Origin of the sequence: Mesorhizobium sp. (assembly GCF_004962245.1) — a bacterium.
In the GTDB taxonomy this organism is placed as follows: Bacteria; Pseudomonadota; Alphaproteobacteria; order Rhizobiales; family Rhizobiaceae; genus Mesorhizobium.
This window is the reverse complement of record NZ_SUHQ01000004.1, coordinates 241041-262907: the sequence shown is the minus strand read 5'-3', so window position 1 is coordinate 262907 and position 21867 is coordinate 241041. Positions and strand designations below refer to the sequence as shown.

The 21867-nt window shown below is 61.4% G+C and carries 20 protein-coding genes; 4 read left to right on the top strand and 16 right to left on the bottom strand.

The genetic code is table 11. From position 1 onward, the window contains the following. Positions 1-11 precede the first annotated feature (11 nt). Together E5X88_RS06530 and E5X88_RS06525 are read right to left on the bottom strand one after the other, a co-directional pair. A complete protein-coding gene (locus E5X88_RS06530; protein WP_292159409.1) occupies positions 12-794 on the bottom strand; it encodes an SDR family oxidoreductase in 783 nt (260 codons plus the stop codon). Between the two features lie 210 nt (positions 795-1004). Then, complete coding sequence (locus tag E5X88_RS06525; protein ID WP_292159407.1) at positions 1005-1919, bottom strand: LysR family transcriptional regulator; 915 nt, start codon at positions 1917-1919, stop codon at positions 1005-1007. A gap of 190 nt (positions 1920-2109) precedes the next feature. Between E5X88_RS06525 and E5X88_RS06520 the strand changes: the two genes are divergently transcribed. Then, on the top strand, positions 2110-3036 hold the full coding sequence (locus tag E5X88_RS06520; RefSeq protein WP_292159405.1) for a LysR family transcriptional regulator: 927 nt from the start codon (positions 2110-2112) through the stop codon (positions 3034-3036). Between the two features lie 11 nt (positions 3037-3047). Here the strand turns inward: E5X88_RS06520 and E5X88_RS06515 are convergent, their stop codons facing one another. The 11 genes from E5X88_RS06515 to E5X88_RS06465 form a co-directional block, all read right to left on the bottom strand. Next, entirely contained in the window at positions 3048-3509 is a 462-nt protein-coding gene (locus E5X88_RS06515) for a hypothetical protein (RefSeq protein ID WP_292159404.1), read from the bottom strand. A gap of 28 nt (positions 3510-3537) precedes the next feature. Then, positions 3538-4497, bottom strand: a complete 960-nt coding sequence (locus tag E5X88_RS06510; protein WP_292159403.1) for an ABC transporter permease — start codon at positions 4495-4497, stop codon at positions 3538-3540. Next, entirely contained in the window at positions 4494-5471 is a 978-nt protein-coding gene (locus tag E5X88_RS06505; RefSeq protein ID WP_292159402.1) for an ABC transporter permease, read from the bottom strand. Before E5X88_RS06505 ends, E5X88_RS06510 begins: the two co-directional genes overlap by 4 nt. Then, entirely contained in the window at positions 5468-7042 is a 1575-nt protein-coding gene (locus E5X88_RS06500; RefSeq protein ID WP_292159401.1) for a sugar ABC transporter ATP-binding protein, read from the bottom strand. Before E5X88_RS06500 ends, E5X88_RS06505 begins: the two co-directional genes overlap by 4 nt. A gap of 97 nt (positions 7043-7139) precedes the next feature. Further along, the gene (locus tag E5X88_RS06495; protein ID WP_292159400.1) at positions 7140-8264 is read right to left on the bottom strand and encodes a sugar ABC transporter substrate-binding protein; all 1125 of its coding nucleotides are present in this window, start codon (positions 8262-8264) and stop codon (positions 7140-7142) included. Positions 8265-8903: 639 nt separating this feature from the next. Next, on the bottom strand, positions 8904-9641 hold the full coding sequence (locus tag E5X88_RS06490) for an SDR family oxidoreductase (protein WP_292159399.1): 738 nt from the start codon (positions 9639-9641) through the stop codon (positions 8904-8906). Next, on the bottom strand, positions 9638-10450 hold the full coding sequence (locus E5X88_RS06485; protein ID WP_292159398.1) for an aldolase/citrate lyase family protein: 813 nt from the start codon (positions 10448-10450) through the stop codon (positions 9638-9640). The genes E5X88_RS06490 and E5X88_RS06485 overlap by 4 nt, the downstream gene beginning before the upstream one ends. Further along, positions 10447-11418 carry a phosphoglycerate dehydrogenase gene (locus tag E5X88_RS06480; protein WP_292159397.1) on the bottom strand — a complete coding sequence of 324 codons (972 nt, stop codon included), beginning with the start codon at positions 11416-11418 and terminating at the stop codon, positions 10447-10449. The genes E5X88_RS06485 and E5X88_RS06480 overlap by 4 nt, the downstream gene beginning before the upstream one ends. A gap of 12 nt (positions 11419-11430) precedes the next feature. After that, entirely contained in the window at positions 11431-12564 is a 1134-nt protein-coding gene (locus E5X88_RS06475; RefSeq protein WP_292159396.1) for a Gfo/Idh/MocA family oxidoreductase, read from the bottom strand. Between the two features lie 202 nt (positions 12565-12766). Then, positions 12767-13837 (bottom strand): LacI family DNA-binding transcriptional regulator, encoded by a 1071-nt coding sequence (locus E5X88_RS06470; protein WP_292159394.1) that lies wholly within the window; start codon positions 13835-13837, stop codon positions 12767-12769. 136 nt (positions 13838-13973) lie between these two features. Next, the gene (locus E5X88_RS06465) at positions 13974-14942 is read right to left on the bottom strand and encodes a Gfo/Idh/MocA family oxidoreductase (RefSeq protein ID WP_292159393.1); all 969 of its coding nucleotides are present in this window, start codon (positions 14940-14942) and stop codon (positions 13974-13976) included. A gap of 84 nt (positions 14943-15026) precedes the next feature. Between E5X88_RS06465 and E5X88_RS06460 the strand changes: the two genes are divergently transcribed. Further along, positions 15027-15923 (top strand): sugar ABC transporter substrate-binding protein, encoded by an 897-nt coding sequence (locus tag E5X88_RS06460; RefSeq protein WP_292159392.1) that lies wholly within the window; start codon positions 15027-15029, stop codon positions 15921-15923. A gap of 69 nt (positions 15924-15992) precedes the next feature. Here the strand turns inward: E5X88_RS06460 and E5X88_RS06455 are convergent, their stop codons facing one another. After that, complete coding sequence (locus E5X88_RS06455; protein ID WP_292159391.1) at positions 15993-16862, bottom strand: SMP-30/gluconolactonase/LRE family protein; 870 nt, start codon at positions 16860-16862, stop codon at positions 15993-15995. Between the two features lie 13 nt (positions 16863-16875). Further along, positions 16876-18750, bottom strand: a complete 1875-nt coding sequence (iolD, locus tag E5X88_RS06450; RefSeq protein WP_292159389.1) for a 3D-(3,5/4)-trihydroxycyclohexane-1,2-dione acylhydrolase (decyclizing) — start codon at positions 18748-18750, stop codon at positions 16876-16878. Positions 18751-18897: 147 nt separating this feature from the next. Between iolD and E5X88_RS06445 the strand changes: the two genes are divergently transcribed. After that, entirely contained in the window at positions 18898-19638 is a 741-nt protein-coding gene (locus tag E5X88_RS06445; RefSeq protein ID WP_292159388.1) for an SDR family NAD(P)-dependent oxidoreductase, read from the top strand. A 28-nt stretch (positions 19639-19666) separates the two neighbouring features. Further along, a complete protein-coding gene (locus tag E5X88_RS06440) occupies positions 19667-20791 on the top strand; it encodes a Gfo/Idh/MocA family oxidoreductase (RefSeq protein ID WP_120018733.1) in 1125 nt (374 codons plus the stop codon). Between the two features lie 58 nt (positions 20792-20849). Here E5X88_RS06440 and iolG read toward each other — a convergent pair whose 3' ends face one another. Then, a complete protein-coding gene (gene iolG / locus E5X88_RS06435; RefSeq protein WP_292159385.1) occupies positions 20850-21854 on the bottom strand; it encodes an inositol 2-dehydrogenase in 1005 nt (334 codons plus the stop codon). Positions 21855-21867 lie beyond the last annotated feature (13 nt).

Genomic DNA, 21867 nt, shown 5'->3' with positions numbered 1-21867 from the left:
TTTCCCGGCGCTCAGAGGATCGAGTGGACAGCGCCGCCGTCGGCGCGCTGCATGGTCCCATTCATCGCCCAGTTGGCTGCCATCTGCACGACTGCCCGTCCGTGCATTTCTGGATCGATCAGCTTCTGGATGAGCGATCCGGGCTGGTCGTCCTTGAAAAATCCTCGCAGTACCTCGTCGAACGAGATCCCCCGATCGGCGGCTATTCCCTGGAAGTAGTCCTTGACCGAATCCGTCGCCGTCGGTCCCGGCATGTAGGCGTTTACGCGGACGCGGGTGCCCCGCGTCATCTCGGCAAGCGCCCGCGACAGGCCGAGCTGCGCGGTCTTGGTCAGGGAATAATGGACCATGAACGGGATTGAACGCACTGCCGCTTCGCTCGAGATGAAGACGATGCTGCCGTCATTGTTGTCGAGCATCTCCTTCAGGACCGGCCGGGTGATGCGGATGCCGGTCATGACGTTGAACTCGAAGTATTCGTGCCAGCGCTCGTCAGAGATGGTGAAGAAATCCTCGACGTCGAAGCGACCGATATTGTTGACGAGGAACGCGATCGGACCGGACTGGCGTGCAAAGGCATAGAGCTTGGCCGCACCCTCCGCCGTCGTGAGATCGGCGACGACGCCGCGGCAGTTGGGTCCGATCTGGGTGACGGCCGCCTCCAGCTTCGCCGCATCACGGCCGTTGATGACGACGGTCACCCCTTCATTGTGGAACGACTGGGCGATCGCCAGTCCGATGCCGGAACTGCCGCCGGTCACGATTGCCACTTTTCCAGCTATACCGAGATCCATGACCTTGGCCTCCATCCTGTTGATTGAAGAAAATTGACTGCGGCAAACGTCCGCCCGGTCGCTCGTGCCGAACGCAGCTGACTGCACGCACTCTGCCCGCCGCCTTGTTGCCCGTCTTTGCCCATGGGAAAAACAGCCAAGGGCGAAAGACCTATTTCGGCATTTCCGAAAGATGCCACCGCCGTACGGCGGATGCTGGGGTGGGGCGACCTAGACATAGGCCGCCAACTCGCCACTCAGCCGCTTGAAATATCGAACCGCGAAATCGATGAACAGGCGGATGCGCCGCGGCATCATCGTGCGGTGGTCGGTCAGCAGGTGAAAGCCGAAGGGGCTGCGTGTGTAATCGTCGAGCACGCTCAGCAGCCGTCCGCTCTTCAGATCACCGGCAACATCCCACAGCGATTTGCGCACCAGGCCAACGCCTTCCATCGCCATCTGCCGAAGGGCGAAGCCATCACTCGACATCCGGTCGCCCTGGATGCGGATGGTCATTGTCTCGCCATCCTTGATAAATTCCCACTCATCCATGATGCGATCCGACCTGAGCAGCGCCAGGCAGTTGTACTGCGCAAGATCATGAGGCGTGGCCGGCATGCCATGCCGCTCGGCATAAGCGGGCGCGCAGCAGATCAGCCGCCGGTTGGGTCCGAGCCGTCTGGTGGTCAGCGCGCTGTCGGGCAGGTTGCCGTAGCGGATCGCCACGTCGCAGCCGGTCTCGACGATGTCCAGGACGTTGTCGGTGAGGAACATGCGCATCTGGATTTCGGGATTTTCTGCGAGAAACTCATCCACCATTCCCGCTACATGCTGCCGGCCCAGATCGCTCGGACATGTCAGCGTGATAGAGCCGCGCAGATCGCTGCCGCCGCTGCGCAGCGTCGCCTCTAGCGTATCGAATTCCTCGATCACACGGTCTGAATTCTCGAACAGGAGCCGCCCTTCCGGAGTCAGGTTCATGGAACGGGTCGACCGTTTCAGCAGGGAGACACCATAGTGGGCTTCCAACGCCTTCAAGCGCCCACTCATGGCAGCAGGTGACAGACCGAGATGGTTGCCGGCAGAAGTGAGACTGCCGGCGCGTACCACCGTGCGAAACAGATGGAGATCCTGAATTCTGTCCATGCCACCCTCCTCCAGCTATCTTCCGGTTCGCACCGGCTTGATCATTCAGTAGCGGAAGAGAGTGTTTTTCAGAATTTGCGAAAAACAGATTTCAGCTGTGAACCAATTTCACAATTGCTCGCAGATTCCTTATGATCAGGCGCGTAGTGGCGGCCTTGTGTCGCCAGGACCAGCGCGGGAGGAGGATCACGTGATCAATCGCGGCGCCGAAATGGAAGTGTTCGTCCGGGTTGTCGAGATGGGCAGTTTCTCGGCTGCGGCGCGCGCGCTGCACATCACACCCTCGGCGGTCAGCAAGCTGGTTACCAGAATCGAGGAGCGGCTCGGCGTTCCTCTGGTCATCCGGTCGACGCGCAATCTTCAGCTCACACCGGAGGGCGAGATGCTGTTCGACCGGGCTCAGCGCATCGTCAGCGAGATCGAGCAGACCGAGCGCGCCGTCGCATCGGGGTCCAATGAACCCCGTGGGCCACTGCGCGTGAACGCCAACATTCCATTCGCGACGCACTACCTGATCCCGATTATTCCCGAATTCCTGGCGCAAAATCCCGGCATTACGCTCGATCTCACCCTTTCCGATTTTCCGGTCGACCTGATCTACGAACGCGCCGACGTCGCCATCCGGACCGGCCTCCTGCATGACTCGTCGCTCAAGGCCCGCAAGCTGCTGGAAAGCGATCGACACGTCATCGGGTCGCCGACCTACTTCGCAAAGTACGGAATCCCGTCGCATCCGCAGGAACTGGCATCGCACAACTGTCTGAACTTCAACATCCGCCGCAACCTCGATACCTGGCCGTTCCAGGACAGACAAAATGCTGCCGCAGCCCTGCTCAGCTTGCCGGTCAGTGGGAACATGCGAACCGACAATGGCGAGACCATGCGCCAGCTGGCGCTGGCCGGACTCGGCATTGCAAGGCTGTCGTCATTCCATGTCGGAAAGGATATCGACGAGGGTCGGCTGGTCACCGTTCTTGAGGACTTCAACCCCGGCGACCTCGAACCCATCCACGCGATCTTCGTCGACCACGAGCATCTGTCCAACCGCATCCGCGTCTTTGTGAACTTCCTGGCAGAGCGCATTCCACGCCGCATAACAACCGGTCAGCCGTCGTAACGGCTCGTGAGCTATTCGGACAGCGCAGGCCAGGTGACCCGGCCTGGCCGCACCCGAACATGATCGGGCACCGGCAGCGGCGGATTGGCGCTCTCCATGAATTCGACCGTCGTGAACACCAGCGCGGCATCCCCGGTGTTTTTCAGGTCGTGCACTGCAAACTGCCCGGGTCCGAAGCGAAAATGCTTGGTATCGCCCGGACGGTAGATCGTCTCGACAACCCGGCCGTCGTGGAAGGATGAAAGAGAGCTGCCGGCCGTGGACGTCGTCCAGAAATAGTCGAGCACATGCCGATGGAAGCCCAGCCGTTCGCCGGGCTTCAGGCGGATCATCCAGACGCGAACCCGTGTGGTCTCCGATACCAGCGACTGGCCGACGCAGCCATTGAGCTGATTGACGGCGAACTCCTGCTTGAGCGCATCGCTCCATTTGGCCGGCGGCTGCAAATGCCGCTGTGCGTCACTTCGTTGCATACCGACCGATCCTGTCTGCCTGAATGATTTAGTTGGCCGGCGCTGCCCGGCTGTAGAGCCCGACCATGAGAATGATGACGACGCCGTAGCAGATCTGCTTCGCAGCTTCGGGCGCCTGCATGATCGACAGCATCGACGAGATCAGGGTGATCAGCAGGACGCCAGCGACGGTTCCCGAGTAGGATCCCCGGCCACCGAACAGGCTGCTGCCGCCGAGAACCACCGCGGCGATGCCGGGCAGCAGATAGGGATCGCCCATGCGCTGATAGGATTGGCCGGCATAGCCGGTGAGGAGCATCCCGGCGATGGCGCTGCACAGGCCCGCAACGACGAAGGCGAAGACTATGACCTTGCGCGTATCGATCCCGGACAGATAGGCGGCCGGTTCGTGGGTGCCGACCGCGTAGATGTAGCGGCCCGTCCTGCTGCGTCGAAGCAGGAACACGATTGCCGCCGAGACCGCAAACCAGACGAGGACGGCGCAGGGTATCCCGAACAGTTGGCCGGCTCCCAATGCCGACATGACCGGGGAAGGCTGGCTGCGCAGTGCGTAGAAGCCACTGTAGAACACGCAGACCCCCAGGATGATGTTGTTGGTGACCAGCGTCCAGATCATCGACGGGATGCGCAGATAGGCGACGCCCAGCCCGTTGATCAGTCCGATCAGCAGCCCGGCGCCGAGGCCGGCAACCAGGCCTCGCTCGCTGACGAGAGCTTCCGGGCTGGTGCCGACCAGCGCGGTAGCCAAGGTGGCAGATGCGGTAATTGTCCACGGCACCGACAGGTCAATGTGACCAAGCAGGATCACCATCATCGCACCAGCTGCGACAATGCCGAGAAACGCCCCGTTTTGCAGCTGTTGCATAAGGTACATCGGCGACAGGAACTGGTGATAGTAGGCACCGCCCACGGCCAGCAGCAGCAGCATCGCCACGGCGATCGCTTTGGTCGGACCGTCGAAGGAAGTGACGAACGACACGGCTCTCATTGAAACACCTCCAGCCGATTGTTGATACGCAGCAGCCTGGTAGCGCCGAATGCCACGGCGACCAGCAGCACCGTGCCTTCGAAGAGGGGTTGTGCCAGCGGCGGCAGGCCGGTGAAGAAAATCAGGCTGCCGATAGTGCGCAGGATCAGCGCGCCGGCGATCGAGCCCAGTACGCTGCCGGCACCACCGGTCAGCGCGGTACCGCCAATCACGACCGCGGCGATCGAATTGAGTGTGTAGGGTAGCCCGATCGATGGGTCGCCGCTTAGTGTCTGAAAGCCGATGAAGAGGCCGCTGAATGAGGCGAAGATGCCGCCAAGCGTGTAGGCGGCGATCTTGGCCCGATCGACCTTGAGACCGGACATATAGGCGGCCTGTTCCGACGAGCCGACCGCGACGATCGATCGGCCAAGGCTGGCCTTCGACACCGGCAGCCAGAACAGGCAGACGAGGACGAGCAGCACAACGATTGAGCTGGGCAGGATACCGGCAAGGTCGCCAGTCGTCAGTTCGCTGAGTGTCTCGTCTATCGACCCACCCGGGATCGGCCTGATGATCAGGGCAAAGCCTGAATAGATGGCCCCTGTCGCCAGGGTCGCGATGATCGGCTGTATCTTGCCGACGACGACGACGATGCCGTTGATCGCACCGCACACGGCGCCGGCCAGGACCACGATGGCGATGCCAAAAGCAAGCTCCAGCGGCCCGCCATTGACCAGATGCGAGGCCAGACAATTGGTCAGCGCCATGATCGGACCGATCGACAGGTCCACGCCGCGCGACATCACGACGATGGTCTGGCCGACAGCCAGGAAGGCGAGCGCCGTACCCTGGTTCGCCCATGCCGAAAGGACGCCAATGCTGGCACCCCTCGGATGGATGTGCAGGAAATAGACGAGCAACCCGCCCAGCACCAGCCAGGCGAGCAGCGCTCGGTTGTTGCGGCGCAAATGAATGTCGAGGAAAGCTGTCATGCCAGGCCCTCCGCCAGTGCTGCAGTCGGCGCGGCGGTTTCCCGTCCGGAGTTGTCATGGGACAGGTTCAGCGCGCTCGACAGGATGTTGTGCTCGTTCAGTGACGGACCGCTCAGCGTCGAGGCGACGCGGCCGTCGTACATGATGAGGGCCCGGTCACACAGACCGATCAGCTCGTCATAGTCGGTTGAGTGGAACAGGATTGCGAGGCCGTCGCCAGCGAGCCGGCGCAACAGCCGATAGATTTCCTGCTTGGTGCCGACATCGATGCCGCGGGTCGGGTCCATCAGCAGCAGCAGCTTAGGGTCCGTCGCCAGCCATTTGGCGAGCACCACCTTCTGCTGGTTGCCGCCGGACAGGGTGCCGACCGCGACATCGGCGTTGTCGGTCTTGATCTTGAGCAGATCGATCATGCGGCCGACCAGCGCTTTTTCGCCTGGACGGTCGACGACGGCGTAGCGGCTCAGGCGGTCGAGCATCGAGACGGTGAGGTTGTCGCGAACTGAAAGACTGAGGAAGAGCCCTTGCGTCTTCCTGTCCTCGGGGATCAGCGCGATCCGCATGTCCGAACCCTTACCCCCTTTCGGGCCGCGATGGACGGCCGGACGGCCGTTGATCCGCACGGTGCCGGTGGTACCGCGCAGCACGCCGGCGATGGCCAGCAGCACCTCCTGCTGGCCCTGCCCGTCGAGGCCGCCAAGCCCGACGATTTCGCCCGGCCGCAGTGACAGGCTGACGCCTTTGAGCTGGTCGCCCCAGCGCAGGTCGTGGATGTCGAGGTAAGGCGGCGCCACCGGCACCTCGGCTGGTTTGTCAGGATAGACCTGCGAGATTGGCTTGCCGATCATCAACTGGACGATCTCGTCATGCGTCTTGGCGCCGCTGGCAAAGGTCGAGACGTGCTCGCCGTTGCGGAAGACCGAACAGGTGTCGGCCAGCGCCTCGATTTCATGCATGCGGTGGGAGATGAACAGGATGCAGGCGCCGTCGTCGCGCATGCGGCGCAAAAGGTCCATTACTGGCCCGACATCCGACGCGGTCAGCGCGGAGGTGGCTTCGTCGAGAATGAGGACGTCTGGCTTTTGGACGATCGCCTTGGCGATTTCGACGATCTGCCGTTTCGACAAGGGCAGGTCAGCGCAGCGGCTGCGCGTATCGATGCCCTCCCCGCAGCCCATCTGTTTCAGTACCCGGGCGGCAAGACGATCCTGCGCCTTGCGGTCGATCAATCCGAACGCCGTCTTCGGCGGTTGGGTAAGGCAGATATTCTCGGCGACGCTCAGATCCGGGATTATGGAAAGCTCCTGGAAGATGCACACGATGCCCTTGGCCGCGGCATCGGCGGGATTCGCGAATGTCACGTTATCGCCCTGCAGGCGAATGGCTCCGGAATCCGGCTGGGTGACACCGGCAAGGACTTTCATTAGCGTGCTCTTGCCAGCGCCATTCTCGCCAAGGATGGCGTGAATGGATCCTCGTCTGGCTTCAAAGCAGACACTTTTCAGCGCATTGACGCCGCCGTATGTCTTGGTAACGTCCGTCAACGCCAAGAAGGAACTACCTTCGGTCATCTTCCCTCCTCCCATCGATCGCGGTTGGCCGAGAGCTTATCGGATCTGCTCTCGGCCGACGTGCAGGAGCGTCCGTTCGGACGCTTTGCTGGGGCGACTAGTTGTTGTCGGCGGACTGGGCGTTCAATTGCGCCGGCGTGAACACCATGTCGGAGCCGCAGACCGCATAGCCGGTCACCGTTTCCAACGTGTCGGGCTCGTCGGGGAAGTAGTTGACATTGGGTTTCATGTCCTTGGTTTCGACATAGGGCGTCGGAACGTTGACCAGGGCCGGAAACTCTTCGCCCTGCATCAAGGCAATGGCAGCGCGAACGGCGACGGGACCCTGGCCGGGCGACGTTGAAACGGAAATGCCAGGGATGTCGTTCATCGCCAGCGCCTTGACGAAGCCGTTTTCGGCGTCGCCGCCGACTGGCACCGGCGGATGGCCAGTCGCCTTCATCGCGTTGGTCACGCCGCGGCAGCCATGCTGGCAAATGATGGCGTCAAAGAAACCGTGAACCGCAATGGCGTCGGCGGTCACTTTCTGGACAGTCCCCGTATCCCAATTGCCGACGACTTCGACGACTTTGATGTCCGGATATTTCGCGAGGACTTTCTGCACGCCCAAATGTCGATCACGATCCGTGGAATTGCCCTGAATGCCGCGGATCTCCAGAATCTTGCCCTTCGGTTCCTTCATCTGGTTGACGACGGACTGGGCCTTGATTGCGCCTTCGAACTCGATCCATTCCGGCGTTATGCGCAGCACGCTCGGGTTGTCGACGGGATTGTCGAACGAAACCAGGACGGTTCCCGCCTGTTTGGCCCGTTTTATGACGGCGTCGAAGGCGGTCGGGTTGACAGCAATGAAAGCAATGGCGTCGTAGCCGGCCTGAATGAAGTTGTCGATCGCGGCAATCTGCGCAGCCACGTCAGATCCGGTGCTGACAACCTTGAGTTCGGTGATGTTCTTGGCGTTTTCCGGAGCAGCCGCCCAGACTTTGACGCTCTTGATCATCTGCTCGCGCCAGGGGATGCCCGTATGGCCATTGACCAGCGCGACACGGTATGGTCCTTCTTTCTTGGCGTATTTGATCGTGCCGGTGTTGCCGAGGCCGGGCTTGTAGCATGCCGGCATGAAGGTGCCGGCCTGTGCCGTCTGGACCAGCAAAGCGCTCGCGACGGCGAGTGCGCTGACGGCATGGGTTAGTGTTCTCAATCGTGACAGATATGATTTCAATGGTTCCTCCCGTTGTGGCGATGCCGACGACCTCTCCCAGTCGTTTCCGGCGCGGTGAGGGTCGTGCCCTTGGCATCCTTCGACGCCTCTCTTTCGCCATGCCAATCTTCTTGCTGGGACGAACGATGCACTAGCCGCACGCACAGAACACGACTTGTGAACGAAATTCGCAGATGGACATGGTCAACGCACTGCCAAAGCGAGGCATGCGAGCAATCTTGAATGCCTTCGGCATGGGGGTGGCTCACGCGGTGCTAGGTGTCGTCGGCCAGACCAGGTCGAATCTCGGGCCACCAGATTTTTCACTCTCAAGGAGCGAGACTCGGGCTGCGAAACCGACAGGTCATCACGAGCGGGGAAGTTGCCGGAGAAATCGCCCTCAGGAAGGATCTGGTGAAACCCAGCCCTCGTTCGTCGGCGTGCGCGAACGGATTGGGAGGGCTCGCGTCTTCCGGCGCCACACTTGAATCAGTTGTTGAGCATGGCCTGAATCGCATTCTCAGCATCCAAGTCCAACTATATGATTGGATTCGGCAATTACTGTTCCGACAGCCACAACGCCGGACTTCAATGGTTTGACCATCTCAGACCTTCGCCTCGATGCCTCTTTGTAATCTGAAAGTTGCCGGAGCGTGGTTCCTACAGAAGCGTCCGACCACCATTCACTGCGAACTTCTGGCCAGTGATAAAACTCGCTTTCGGCGATGCCAGAAAGGCGACCATGTTGGCTATGTCCTCGGGAGTGCCAAAATGGCCAAGGGGCGTGCGGTCGAGATACCAGTTGCGACTGACCTGTGGCACGTCGGCATGGCGTTCCACCGGGATCCAGCCCGGCGCGACGAGGTTCACCGTAATTCCATCCGGGGCGAGCTCTTTGGCCCAGGAGCGCGTCATTGAAAGCATTGCTCCCTTTGCCGATGCATAGTTGCCGAAATTCGGGTTACCAAGCTCGGCAATCTCCGAGCCGATGTTGACCACCCTGCCGGACTTGCGGGCGCGCCAGTCCGGCAGCACAAGTTGGAGCAGTTCAAGCGGCGCCTTGACGAAGAACTCGAGCTGGTCGAGATACGTCCGCCATGACTGCTCCATCAGCGGCATTTCCGGCTGCGGTCCCGTTGCATTGTTCACGATGAGATCGACCGGTCCGAGTGCGTCGCGTATCTGATCCAGGCCGACACGCAGCTGGTCTCTGTCAACGACACTGAAGCGTGCTGCAAATGCCTTGCCCCCACCCGACTCGATCGAGCGTACGACCTGTGAGGCGCTTTTTTCGTCGCTGGCATAGTTGACTGCCACTGCCCAGCCATCTGCCGCCATGCAGCGGGCCATGACGGCACCCAGTCCACGCGATGCGCCGGTTATCAAAGCTACGTTCATGATCTGGGTTCCATCAAAGAAGTTTCAGTGCCTTGGCGGGTGGAAATGTCGAATGCAGATCGGAGAGAGCGAGCCCCCTCCTGCAGAAAGGTCTGGTCGCTCGACAGCAGGAAGAGGCTGGACCCCAGTGACAGCCAGCCAGGAAGTTCAGAAAGATCCGAGACGAACATGCCAGTGCGCATTCCGGCTTCGGCAACCTTCCGGCAGATTTCATCGACGGCTTCCAACACCTGCGGATCTTTGGGCGAAGCAGCTCCCATCGAAATGGTGAGATCAACCCGGCCGATGAACAGACAGTCCAGGCGTTCGATGCGGATGATGTCAGACAGGTTGTCGAGAGCTTCCCGGTCCTCGATCTGGGCGACTATCACCGTGTCCTCTGTGGAGCGCTCCCGGTGTTCAGCCATCGGTTTGCGTGTGTAGCCTGCCGCACGCGTTGAACCAGCGTAGCCGCGCCCGCCAGGACCGAACAAGGCGCTGCGGACCAGCCGGTCGGCCTCTTCGCCGCTGCGGATGTGGGGCGCGACCACCCCGACGGCACCCAGATCGAGGCAGTTCAGCAGGCTGTCGGCCGATGCCGTGCCAGGACGGACAAGAACTGGCATACCGAGAGCACGGGCAGCGAAGATCGACCCGTCCAGGTCGCCACGATCGAAAGGTGCGTGCTCGGCATCGAGACACAGGACATCCAGCGTCGAGCTCGAAAGGACTTCAACCACAGTGCGGCTGGGCGTCTTGATCCACGTACCGATGAGCGGCGCGCCAGAACGCAGTCGCGAGCGAAACGAAGGGGCCTGATGTGCGCTCATTGGCTCCCCCGGAGGGAGTCACGGTTGACGACCGTGTCGGGCATTCGTCCTGCAAGCACCTCAAGAACGGACTGTGTTGCCGACCCAGTCATGCGCGCTATGGATTCATGGCTGATGCCACCCATATGCGCTGCACAGACCAGATTGGGGACGTCACGAAGGGTATCGGCGCCGGGTGGCTCCGTTTCGAAAACGTCGAGACACGCGCCGCCCAGCCTTCCCTCCCGCAGAGCCTCGAAAAGCGCCTTTTGATCGACTACGGGGCCGCGGGATGTATTCACCAGAATGGCCGTGGGCTTCATCCGGGCAATTGCGCTGGCATCGATGAGGTGATTGGTCTCCGCGATGAGGGGAACATGGAGGCTGACGATATCTGAACGGCTCAGAAGTTCTTCGAAACTGGCAACCTTTTCGGCGCCGGCAAGCGCGTCGACCTGGGCATCGAAAAAGCAGACTGTGACCCCAAAACCGGCAAGTCTGCGCGCCACTGCGCGCCCGATGGTGCCGGCGCCAACAAGTCCAACGGTTTTGCCCGGCAGTTCGCCGGGCGTCAGTGGGCCTACGCGCTCCCAGCGGCCGGCTTTGACCGAGTTGTCCTGCTGGGGAATCTTGCGAACGGCCGAAAGGATGAGCGCCAGCGTGTGGTCTGCCACGGTCTCGGCGTTCATGCCCGGGGTGATTGAAATTGCAATTCCCAGTTCATCAGCCATGGCGCGATCGACCGAATCGAACCCGACGCCGACCCGGGCAATTATCCGCAAATCCGGAAGCGCGCGAAGGACCTCGGCCGTGAATGGATCCGTGCTGACGATCGCAGCGGCACAACCTGCCGCCAGATGCGTCAATTCGTCCGGCGTCCGAACGCCAAGCTTCGGCGCGAGGACCAGTTCATGGCCGGCATCCAGGAGGCGTCTGCCTGTGGTCGCGCCGGCGCGATCGAAGCCCGGCCAGCTGATGAAGATACGCATCAGACTATCCCTTCACTCGACCACGCTTCGGTAGGAGATGTTGACGCGCTGACCGAGGCTGGCGGCCCTGATCGCTGCATCGATGATTTCGGAGCAGTAGTAGCCATCGCGGAACGTTGCTCCGATCGGAGCGACCTCGTGCAACCCGGCAATCGCACCCAGAATGTGAACGGCCTCGTGGCTGAATGTGTCTACCCAACCAAGCGGATGGCCTGGCGGAAACCAGTTTGACTGGTAGGGATCAGCGCTTCGCATGACCGGAATTGTCCGGAAGGCCTTGTCGGCCCCAGCAACACGCAGCTCATTGAGACGCTGCATTGAAAACGCTATCGACCCTTTTGAGCCGTCGACTTCGATCCTGCTTGTAACCAGATGACCGCCAGCGACCCGTGACGCCTCGACGACGCCGAGCGCGCCGTTGTCATAGTCGAACAATGCTGCAAACTGATCGTCCGTCTCGATCCGGGCGCCATCGCTTGCAGCGCCGACCTTTATTCGCGTCACGGCCTGCACGGTCGTTGGGTCAGCATCCATCAGGAAGCGTGAGAGATCAATATGATGCGCTCCGAGATCGCCGAGCGCTCCCGCACCTGCGGCCTGCCTGTCATCGCGCCAGCTTTTCTGGCGTTTTTCGTCGAGAGACGAGGAGACGAGAAACTGCGACCGGTAATGAAGGATTTCGCCGATCTCGCCGGTCTGGATAATCTCACGTGCGAGCTGCAGCGCCGGAAAAAAGCGATAGTTGTAAGCACACATATGCTTGACGCCTGACTTGTGAGCTGCATCCCACATCGCAAAGGCGTCATCTGCAGTTGGGCCAAGCGGCTTCTCGCAAAACACGTGCTTGCCGGCTCGAGCTGCGGCGATTGTCGGCTCGACATGCAGCGCATTTGGACCTGAATTGTCGAACAGCTGGATCCTGTCGTCGGCCACGATATCGCGCCAGTCCGTGACGCCCTGTTCCCATCCAAGCCGACTTCTGGCTGCTTCGAGTTTTTGCGCATCGCGCCCGTAGAGCGACACCAGCCTTGGGCGAGGCACGGCCTCCGGAGCAATGAGAGGCACATCGCGGTAGCCAAGCGTATGTGACTTGCCCATGAAGGCGTAGCCGATCATGCCAATGCCAATTTCGTTCGATCCGGCCATTCCGAGTTCCTGTTTCTGCACTTCGTCCGCTGCCAACCGATCCTGTCGAGCGTGTGATCTTAAAATATGAATAGCTATGCAAAGTCAAGTCAGAACCTGAAATGCATGCAGGAATTGCCACTATCGGGGTGCCGGCTGCGATGATCACGAGGCCACGTCGGACAGAAACGAGTGAACCTGCGGAAATTGGCAGATGTCCGGGCTAGCGTGCGGTTGATTCTCGCTCGCAAAGCGTTCCGGGAACGAGGCGCAATTTGCCGCCGCCGGCAGTGCCCTCCTGCCAGCGCTGCTTGAGCGCGGCGATGGCTGCGTCAACCATTTCCGCTCCATTCTGGCGGATTGTGGTCAATGAATAGGACGGCCAGCTCGAAAACGTCGCATCGTCAAAGCCGGCAATCATGACGTCTTCGGGAATGCGCAGGCCGTACTCGACGCGGGCGCATTCCATTGCCCCAATGGCAGTCAGATCGTTTGCGCAGAACACCGCGTCCGGCGGGCTCTCGCCCGCAAACAGGGTACGGGCGGCTTCATAGCCGCCCTCGTAGTGAAAATTGCCCTTTACGATCTCGACATCCTCGACACCCAGCTCTTTCAGGCGCCCGACAAATCCCTGCTCGCGATCGGTATTGGCCAGTGTTTCGTTGCCGGCGATGTAGGCGAATCGCGTTCCGCCCTTCTGGAACAGGAGATTTGCAATCAGCCTGCCGCCCTCGACATTGTCGCAGCAGACGGCAGATACCCACTTGTTCTGTTGCCGTCCATTGAGCAGGACGATGGGAATACGCATCTGGGCGCACTCGTCGGCAGCGTCTTTGGACATGATGGATAGCGCCGAGATGATACCGTCAACGCGATAGCGCATGATCAGGGGAATGGCTGCGTCGAAGTACTCGTTATGATCGACGAAGAACACCAGCACCTGATAGCCCTGCGCCTGAAACTGGCGGGTGAACTGCTCGAAGATGTTAGCATAGTAGGGATTGTACATTCCGCCAATGACGATGGCGATCAGCTGCGAGCGATGCGTCACAAGGATGCGAGGAAGGATGCTTGGCTGGTAGCCAAGCTCACGCGCTGCCGCGATCACTTTCTCGCGCGTCTTCTTGCTGACGCTGGCCCCTGGGGTAAAGGCACGCGATACCGCCGACTGCGACACTCCGGCCAGACGTGCCACGTCGATCGAAGACGGCTGCAGCCTGCCGCGGCCATCCGGACCGGCTGCCGCATCTAGCAACGTCGGCTGCTTGCTGCCGTTTTCATCATCCTGCCGCACACCAGACTCCGCCTCTGAATTGCAATGCACTAGGAGGCAGGTTAGCGACAATGTGCGCCATCGACAATGTCATGTTCGCAGTTGCGGAAAGAGCATGGGGGCTGGCCGCCGATCGAGCCGATGGCAGATCTGACCTTCATCGTGCGCTCTCGACCACCCGCTCCACCAGGTCGAAGGCTCTGAGGCCGTCCCCGAGGCTGCACACGGGCTCGCCGCCGCATCGCAGAATATCCGCGAGATGGTCAACCTCGGCCTGATAGGCATCGCGATAGCGCTCCTGGAAGCCTGTATCGCGACGGTCCAGCAATGTGCCGTCAGCCGAATCCTGGCGGACGCAGCTGACCCTGGGATCATCACAGACGAGACGGCCGGCGGCCCCGAAGACCTCAAGCCGCTGTTCGAAACCATGCACGGCCCGGCGGGTCGCCGAGATATGACCTACCGGACCATCATCCCATTCCAGCTGCAGCGATGCGGTGTCATGGTCGCCGATCCCGGCGAGGCCGGCATCGACGTTCCTGTCCAGGCGGGCGTGAACGCGGTCAGGCTGGCGTCCTACCAGCCAGAGGAGTTCGTCAAGGTCATGGACCACCATATCAGCGACGATTCCGCCCTGATGCGCCGTGACGGTTCGATCCGGCAGGGAAATATCGCGGCTTAGCTGGAGGATATGTTCGATCTTACCTATGCCGCCGGCCGCGATCCGGTTCCGGACCTCACGCCGCATGGGATCGAAGCGCCTGTGAAATCCCAGTATGACTGGCAGGCCGGATCTGCCCACGAGGTCAATTGCCGCCTCGATGGAGCGGCGATCACGGGCGACGGGCTTTTCACAGAGCGCCGGCAGACCGAGATCGACGGCCATCGCCAGATAACTGACATGGGTGTCTGTCGGTGAGGCGATGACGATAGCGTCGGGCACTACTGCCCCTGCGGCCTCGCCCAGCGTGGGAAAGCAGGGCAGGCCCCAGTCTGACGGCAGACTGCCCGGTGCAAGGGCATCGACGAAGCCAGCGAGCTCCAGCCACGGACTGCGGTGAACGGAGCGGGCGTGCACGGCAGCTATTCTTCCGGTTCCCACAATGACGATCCGGTACTTGCGCATGGGTCAACTTTTCGATTGATTTTCAAGTGGCAGGCATGTAGCACAAGGACAAGTGAATAGCTATGCATTTGTGGTTTCCCCGGCATGCGGCCTAAACGCCTGAAGTTCTACGCGATCACGCACGACATCCTCGGCGACGTGTTCTGGGACGTCTTCCGCAGGGGGCTCATGGACGCTGCGGAGCGCTACGACGTCGATGTCGAGCACCTGAGACCGGGCAAATTCTCGCCCGAGATCCAGGCAGGCCTTATCGAGGGAGCCATGCATGCGCAGCCGGATGGCATCATCTCCACAATCCCGCGCGTGGAGGCGGTCGACGCGCCACTTCGTGCCGTCATCCAGCGGGGCATACCGGTCATAGCAATCAACGCCAGGGACCCTCGGCCGCAAGGCGAACGCATTCCTTATCTGTTTTACATTGGCGGCGATGATACCAATGCGGGCCGTCTGGCCGGCAACTACCTGATCGGAAAACTCTCTCCGAAAAGCGGCATGTGCGTTGATCACTACCTGTATGACCACATCTGCCATTCCGATCGCTATCAGGGTTTCGAACAGGCCTTCGAGGCACAGGGCCTGAGGTCAGACCGGCTGCGCGTGCCTGGCGGTGATGCGGAAGCCTGTGCGCGGGCTGTCGCGGAATACCTGACCGAAAATGCCGGCGTGGACGCTGTGCTCACACTTGGTCCTCCAGGAGCACAGGCGGTCATTGACGCCCGCAAACTGGTCCCCCACGAACGTCAGTGGGCCCACATGACGTTCGATGTTGCCCAGCCGCAGATCGATGGCATCCGGTCTGGCGACATTGTCGCCACGATCGACAGCCAGCAATATCTGCAGGGTTATCTGTCGGTGCAGCAGATGTGGCTGCATGTGGCGCAGGGCTTCACGATGGCTGACGACATCTACACCGGCCCGGCCATCGTCGACGCTGCCAATGTTGATGCTGCGGAAGACGGCGTAAGGCGGGGTATCCGCTGACCCCGGCTTCCGCAGATTCGTCGCATCGGAAATTGGCGGCGGATGTCCGATCCCCTCCGACCGCTCCGGTCAGATCCGGCTAACCGGCTCCCGCAGACCGGTTGCACCCGGCCTGAAGATGAACAGGTTGCCGGCCTCGGTCTGGGCTCGTCGCTGTTCATCGTCGAGCAGCCGCTTGGCTGTTGTCACCGCGAGGTAATCGAGATCGGGCCCGCAGAACGCGCAGGATGTTACCTGCATGGCTGGCAGGAGCAGCTCGTCTGCAAGCCGCCCCTGCCCCCGGTAGACGGCGATCCGCCCGCCGCCGAACTTGGCGTTCCAGATGTTGCCCTCTCTGTCGGCGACCGCGCCGTCCGGTATCGATGCCAGTGCGGTGTCGTCAGCAAACACCTGGCGCCCGGCAAATTCTCCGCTGTGCGGATCGAGATGGTAGCACCAGATCAGCTTCATATGGCTGTCGGCAAAAATGACCTCGTCACCAGGAAGGAAGACCAGGGCGTTGGGAACGTGAATTCCAGACAGCATCCGGCTGATCTGGCCGGCGGGGGAGACCCGGTAGAGGCTGCCTTCGGGCCGACGGCCTAGGGTCGACATCGACCCGATCCAGAAATTGCCGGCAGGGTCCGCCTTGCCTTCGTTCAGCCGGTTTGTCGGCATGCCCACTTCAGGGTGCAGAAAATATTGGTACTGCCCGGTGGCAGGACTGAAGCGGAAAAGGCCGGTCTGCGCCGCGACCAGGATTTCATCAGCGCCGAGCAGCGCCAGGCCGCCGCCCAGCGCCGGCAGCGGCCAGGTGCGCATCGCGCGAGACAGCCAGTCAAGCTCGAAAAGCGTGCAGCGTATGATGTCTACCCAGTAGAGACGGTTCCGGCGGTGGTCCCACAAAGGGCACTCGCCAAGCTCCATCTGTACCGGCAGCACTTCGATCAGCTGGGACATCGGTACCTTCGCGTCAGGCCAGCGTCTTCTGCTTGGCGCGACCCGTCTCGTAGCGCCTGCGCGCCTCACGGACCCGTTCCAGGCCGGAAACTTCAGCGACGCCGACCTCCCACCACAGGCCGGCTCCGATCGAACCGCCCCGTTTCTCGGCCTTCACCACGATCACGGCGGGACCTTCGACTGTCCTTGCCTGCGCGAGCGCTTCGGCAAGGCCGTCTGGATCGGAAGCGGAAAACACCGCGCAACCCATCGATCGCGCGTTTGCCGCGTAGTCGACATCGAGATAGTCGCCGTCGGGCTGGCGCCCCTCTGCCGACCGGCGGCGGAATTCATTTCCGAAGTTGTCTGCGCCGGTGCTGGCCTGCTGAAGCGCCCTGATGCACTGGAATCCCCAGTTCTCGATGACCACTGTGACCAGGCGAGCGCCCTCCTGGACAGCTGTCACCAGTTCGGTCGGCCCCATGAGATAGGTGCCGTCTCCGATGACAACGAACACGGTGCCCTCGTTTTCCCGTGCGATTGCAACACCCAGCCCGGCCGGTATCTCGTGACCCATGCACGAAAAGCCGAATTCGATGAAGCATTCGCTGCCGGCCGAGTTATCCCAGGCCTTCATGATCTCGCCTGGTGGCGTGCCGGCGGCGGCAATCACCACATCACCCTTCACGGCCGCCTGGTTGACCATGGCGATGATCGTTCCCTGCTTGAGAGGCGCTCCCTGCTCGTGCGAGATGGATGCACGATAGTCTTCCAGCCAGGTATCGACTGCGCCACGAACCTCGTTTCGGAAGCTGTGGGTGGTTGCACAGCCCCTGCCCGCCAGCGCCTCGCCAAGCGCTGCAAGGGCGAGTTTGGCATCAGCGACAATGGGCTCTGCACCGAGCTTGTAGGCATCCTGTGCGTTGACGTTGATCGAGAGGTAGCGGGTTTCGCTGTTGAAATGCGACCGGGATGCCGTGGTAAAATCCGTGAGGCGCGTGCCTATTGCAATCACCAGATCGGCCTTTTCACCAACCCGCGCGGCCGCCCCCGTTCCCGTCGTGCCGCCGCCTCCCAGAAGCAGAGATGCGCCCTGCGAAACGCCCTTGCCGGCGAAGGTTTCCATGACAGGGATGCCGAAGCGGTTGCAGAAAGCCACAAGCTCGGCTTCGGCCGCGGCATACCGGACTCCCCCGCCGGCAATGATCAGAGGCCGGTTGGAGTGCGCGATCAGATCCGCGGCACGAGCAATCTCGTCTGCATTCGGACTTGCCCGGCGAATACGCCATACGCGCCTGTCGAAGAAACCTGCCGGACAGGAAAACGCCTCGCCCTGGACATCCTGCGGAAGTGAAATGGTGACGGCGCCCGTATTTGCCGGGTCGACGAGGATGCGCATGGCTTCCGGCAACGCTGTCAGCAGCTGTTCAGGGCGCGAAATCCGGTCGAAGAACCGGGACAGCGGCCTGAATGCATCGTTGACCGACAGATCAGCTTCAAGCGGATGTTCGAGAAGCTGAAGGACCGTCCCGGGCCTGCGGTGCGCGAAGATGTCAGAAGGCAGCAGGAGCACCGGAATCCGGTTGATCGTGGCCGTCGCCGCCCCTGTGAGCATGTTGGTCGAGCCTGGACCGATCGAGGCGGAGCATGCAAGCGTGGCGCGCCTGTTTTTTGCCTTGGCATAGCCCATGGCGGCGTGAACCATCGATTGCTCGTTCTTCGCCTGGTAGAAGGGCAGATCGTCGCCATACTCCTCAAGCGCCTCACCCATGCCGGCGACGTTGCCATGTCCGAAGATCCCAAACATGCCGCCAATCAGGCGTTCCTGCAGTCCGTCATAGTCTGAATATTGCGACTTGAGGAAACGGACGACCGCCTGCGCAGCGGTGAGTGAGACTGTCTGAGCCATTTTTCTGCGTTCCTGAATATTGACTAGCTATGCATTTTGGGTTCTGAGTGAGGCTGTGCTGTCGTTCCGGGGAGCCAGATGATCGCTTCTAAGGCAAAAAACGGCGCAAGAGAAGATGAAAATTGAAATGCTATGCAAAGAGGCTCCATGAAGCGCTTCGACGGCAAGGTCGTGATGGTTACCGGCGCATCGACGGGCATCGGGCTGGAGACCATACGCAGGATCCAGCGTGAGGGCGGCCAGGTGGCCGCCGCGCACAGGCGTGACCCGTCATCGGTAGATGTGGACGGCGCTTATTCGGTCTACCTCGACGTCACATCATGCGATGCGTGGGAACAGGCCGTCCACACGGTAGTCGAGCGGTTCGGCCATCTGGACGTTCTGGTGAACAACGCAGGGGCACGCGCAAGCGGAGGCGTCGAGGAGACGAGTCTCGAACTGTGGCATGAGATGATCGACACCAATCTGACGAGCGTTTTCCTTGGTTGCCGCGCAGCGGTCCCCCGGTTGAGAGCCGCAGGAGGCGGCGCCATCGTCAATGTCGGTTCGATCACCGGCATCCGCGGCACCGAGAACATGATCGCCTACAGCGCATCGAAGAGCGGGATAACCACACTGACGGCGTCGCTTGCACTTGACCTTGCACGCGACAGGATCCGGGTGAACGCGGTCTGTCCGGCGGCCATCGGCACGCGCATGGTGACATCCTGGCTGGGAGCGGCGCAGGATCCAGATGCGGCCACCCAGGCAGTTGTGTCGAAACATCCTATCGGCCGGGTTGGCAGGCCCGAGGAAGTGGCCTCGGTTGTCGCTTTCCTCGCAAGCGACGACGCTAGCTACATGACCGGCCTCGCCATCCCCGTCGACGGCGGGCGTTCCATCCGATGAACCTCAGAGCAGCTCCAGGAGACCAAACGTGAAAAGCTTGAAATTCGGTATTGTAGGATCCGGCTATATGGCCAAGACCCACAGCCTGGCACTGCGGAACATCGAAGGCTTCCTCTGGCCGAACATGCCGCGGATCGAGATGGTTCGCCTGGCCGACATCGATGCACGTCTTGCGGAGGAGAGTGCACGCCGGTGGGGATGGGCAGAAGCAACGACAGACTGGAAGCAGATTACCCGCGCCGACGACATAGACGTGGTGGTCATCATTACGCCCAATGACAGCCATGAGGAGATCGCCAGCGACGCCTTCGCCAACGGAAAACATGTTTTCTGCGAAAAGCCACTGGCCAGCTCGGCTGCCTCTGCAAAACGGATGGCAGAGGCTGCCAGTCGGTCTGGCAAGGTCAACATGGTGAATTTCGTCTACCGCTGCTGGCCGGCGGTGCAATTTGCCAGGAAGCTGGTGGAGAGCGGCGAGCTCGGTGAACTGCGTCACTTCGAAGGCCACTTCTTCCAGGACTATGCCAACGCCCCGGAGCTGCCCTACGCCTGGCGGTTCGACAGCGCCCGGGCCGGCGCCGGCGCTGGAGGCGATCTCGGATCCCACATTTCCGATATTGCCGTGGCGCTGGTCGGTCCCATTGCCCGCGTTGCGGCATCCTCGCGAACGTATTTTCCGCTGCGGGCTGAAGGAGCGGCCATGCGGAATGTCACTGTCGACGACATGATGACCACACTGGTGGAATTCAGGTCGGGGGCAACGGGGTCGATTCATTCATGCTGGGCCGCAACCGGGCACAAGAGCGACCTCGCCTTCACGCTGATCGGCTCCAAGGGGGCGCTGTCGTTCAGTTGGGAGCGCAACAATGAAATCCATCTATACACCGAGGCCGAGCAAAAGGATCGAAGCGGCTTCCGTCGTATCATGATCGGCGGCATCCATCCCGAAGCGGAGCCATTCTGGTATGCGCAAGGGCAAGGTCTCGGCTATGGCGAAGCATTCGTGATCACGGCCCGACGTCTTATTGAGGCAATCCAGAAGAATGACACTTCAGCGTCGCCGAGTTTTGCCGAAGCGGCTCATATCAACGCGGTCATAGAAGCAACCGTGAAAGCCGCTGCAACGCGGCAGTGGCAGGAGGTGGAGGGTTGATAGCCCTCGCCTCTTCTGGATGGTTCGGCGCGGCGCTTTCCAGGCAAAGTCGTGGGGTTCAGGAGAGCTTAATCGCAAGGCCCGACCTCATGGACTCTTCAGCTGCCTCGGCAATCTCGAGCGCTCTCAGACCGTCTGCGGCACCAGGAGACATGGCGCCTCCTTCCTCCAGGCGGTTCACGAAATAGTCGAGCTCTCGCCGATAGGCGTCTGCGTAGCGTTCAAGAAAGAAGGGCTGCGGCTTGTCGGATGATCCGCCGTCGGCGTTCCAGGCAGTGGCCGGGGTAGACAAAAGATTGCCGAGCTGGAGCATACCACCCGCTCCATGAATCTCCGCGCGCTGATCATAGCCATAGGCAGATCGCCAGGAATTGTTGATCGAAACGAGCGTCCCCGAAGGCACCGTCAGCGTAACCATGACGGTGTCGACATGTCCGGCCGCGGCGATCCGCGGGTCCGTGCGCGCCGCACCGACGGCATAGACACTATCCGGTTCTTCGCCGGTCAGCCATCGCGCCATGTCAATGTCATGAATGGTGGTTTCGCGAAGGATGCCGCCTGAAGCCACGATGTAGTCGATCGGCGGCGGACCGGGATCGCGGCTGGTGAGCAGCACCAGGTCCGGGGCTCCTGCCTTGCCCTCGCGCAGTCGCGAGGCCAGCGACACGAAGCCCGGGTCGAAGCGTCGGTTGAACGCCAGCAGGAACGGTGTGCCCGCCGCCTCGACCGCGGCAACAAGCGAACGAACGGTGTCGAGATCACGCGCCAGTGGCTTCTCGCAGAAGACGGCCTTGCCGCGAGCCAACGCCTGGTCAATCAATTCGGGGTGCGTAGAGGCGACGCTGGCAATGACGATAGCGTCGACGGCAGGATCGTCGAACACGTCGGTTGCCGAGCGCACGCGCGACTGAAATGTTTCCGCGAGGGCGCGGGCACCTTCGATATTCGGATCAACGATTGCGGCGAGCACCGCACGAGGATGGGTGGCAATGTTGGCGGCGTGAATCGAGCCCATCCGTCCGGCGCCGAAAAGTGCCAGTTGCAGCCGCTTACGTCCTGGCATGTGTTCCCCTTCT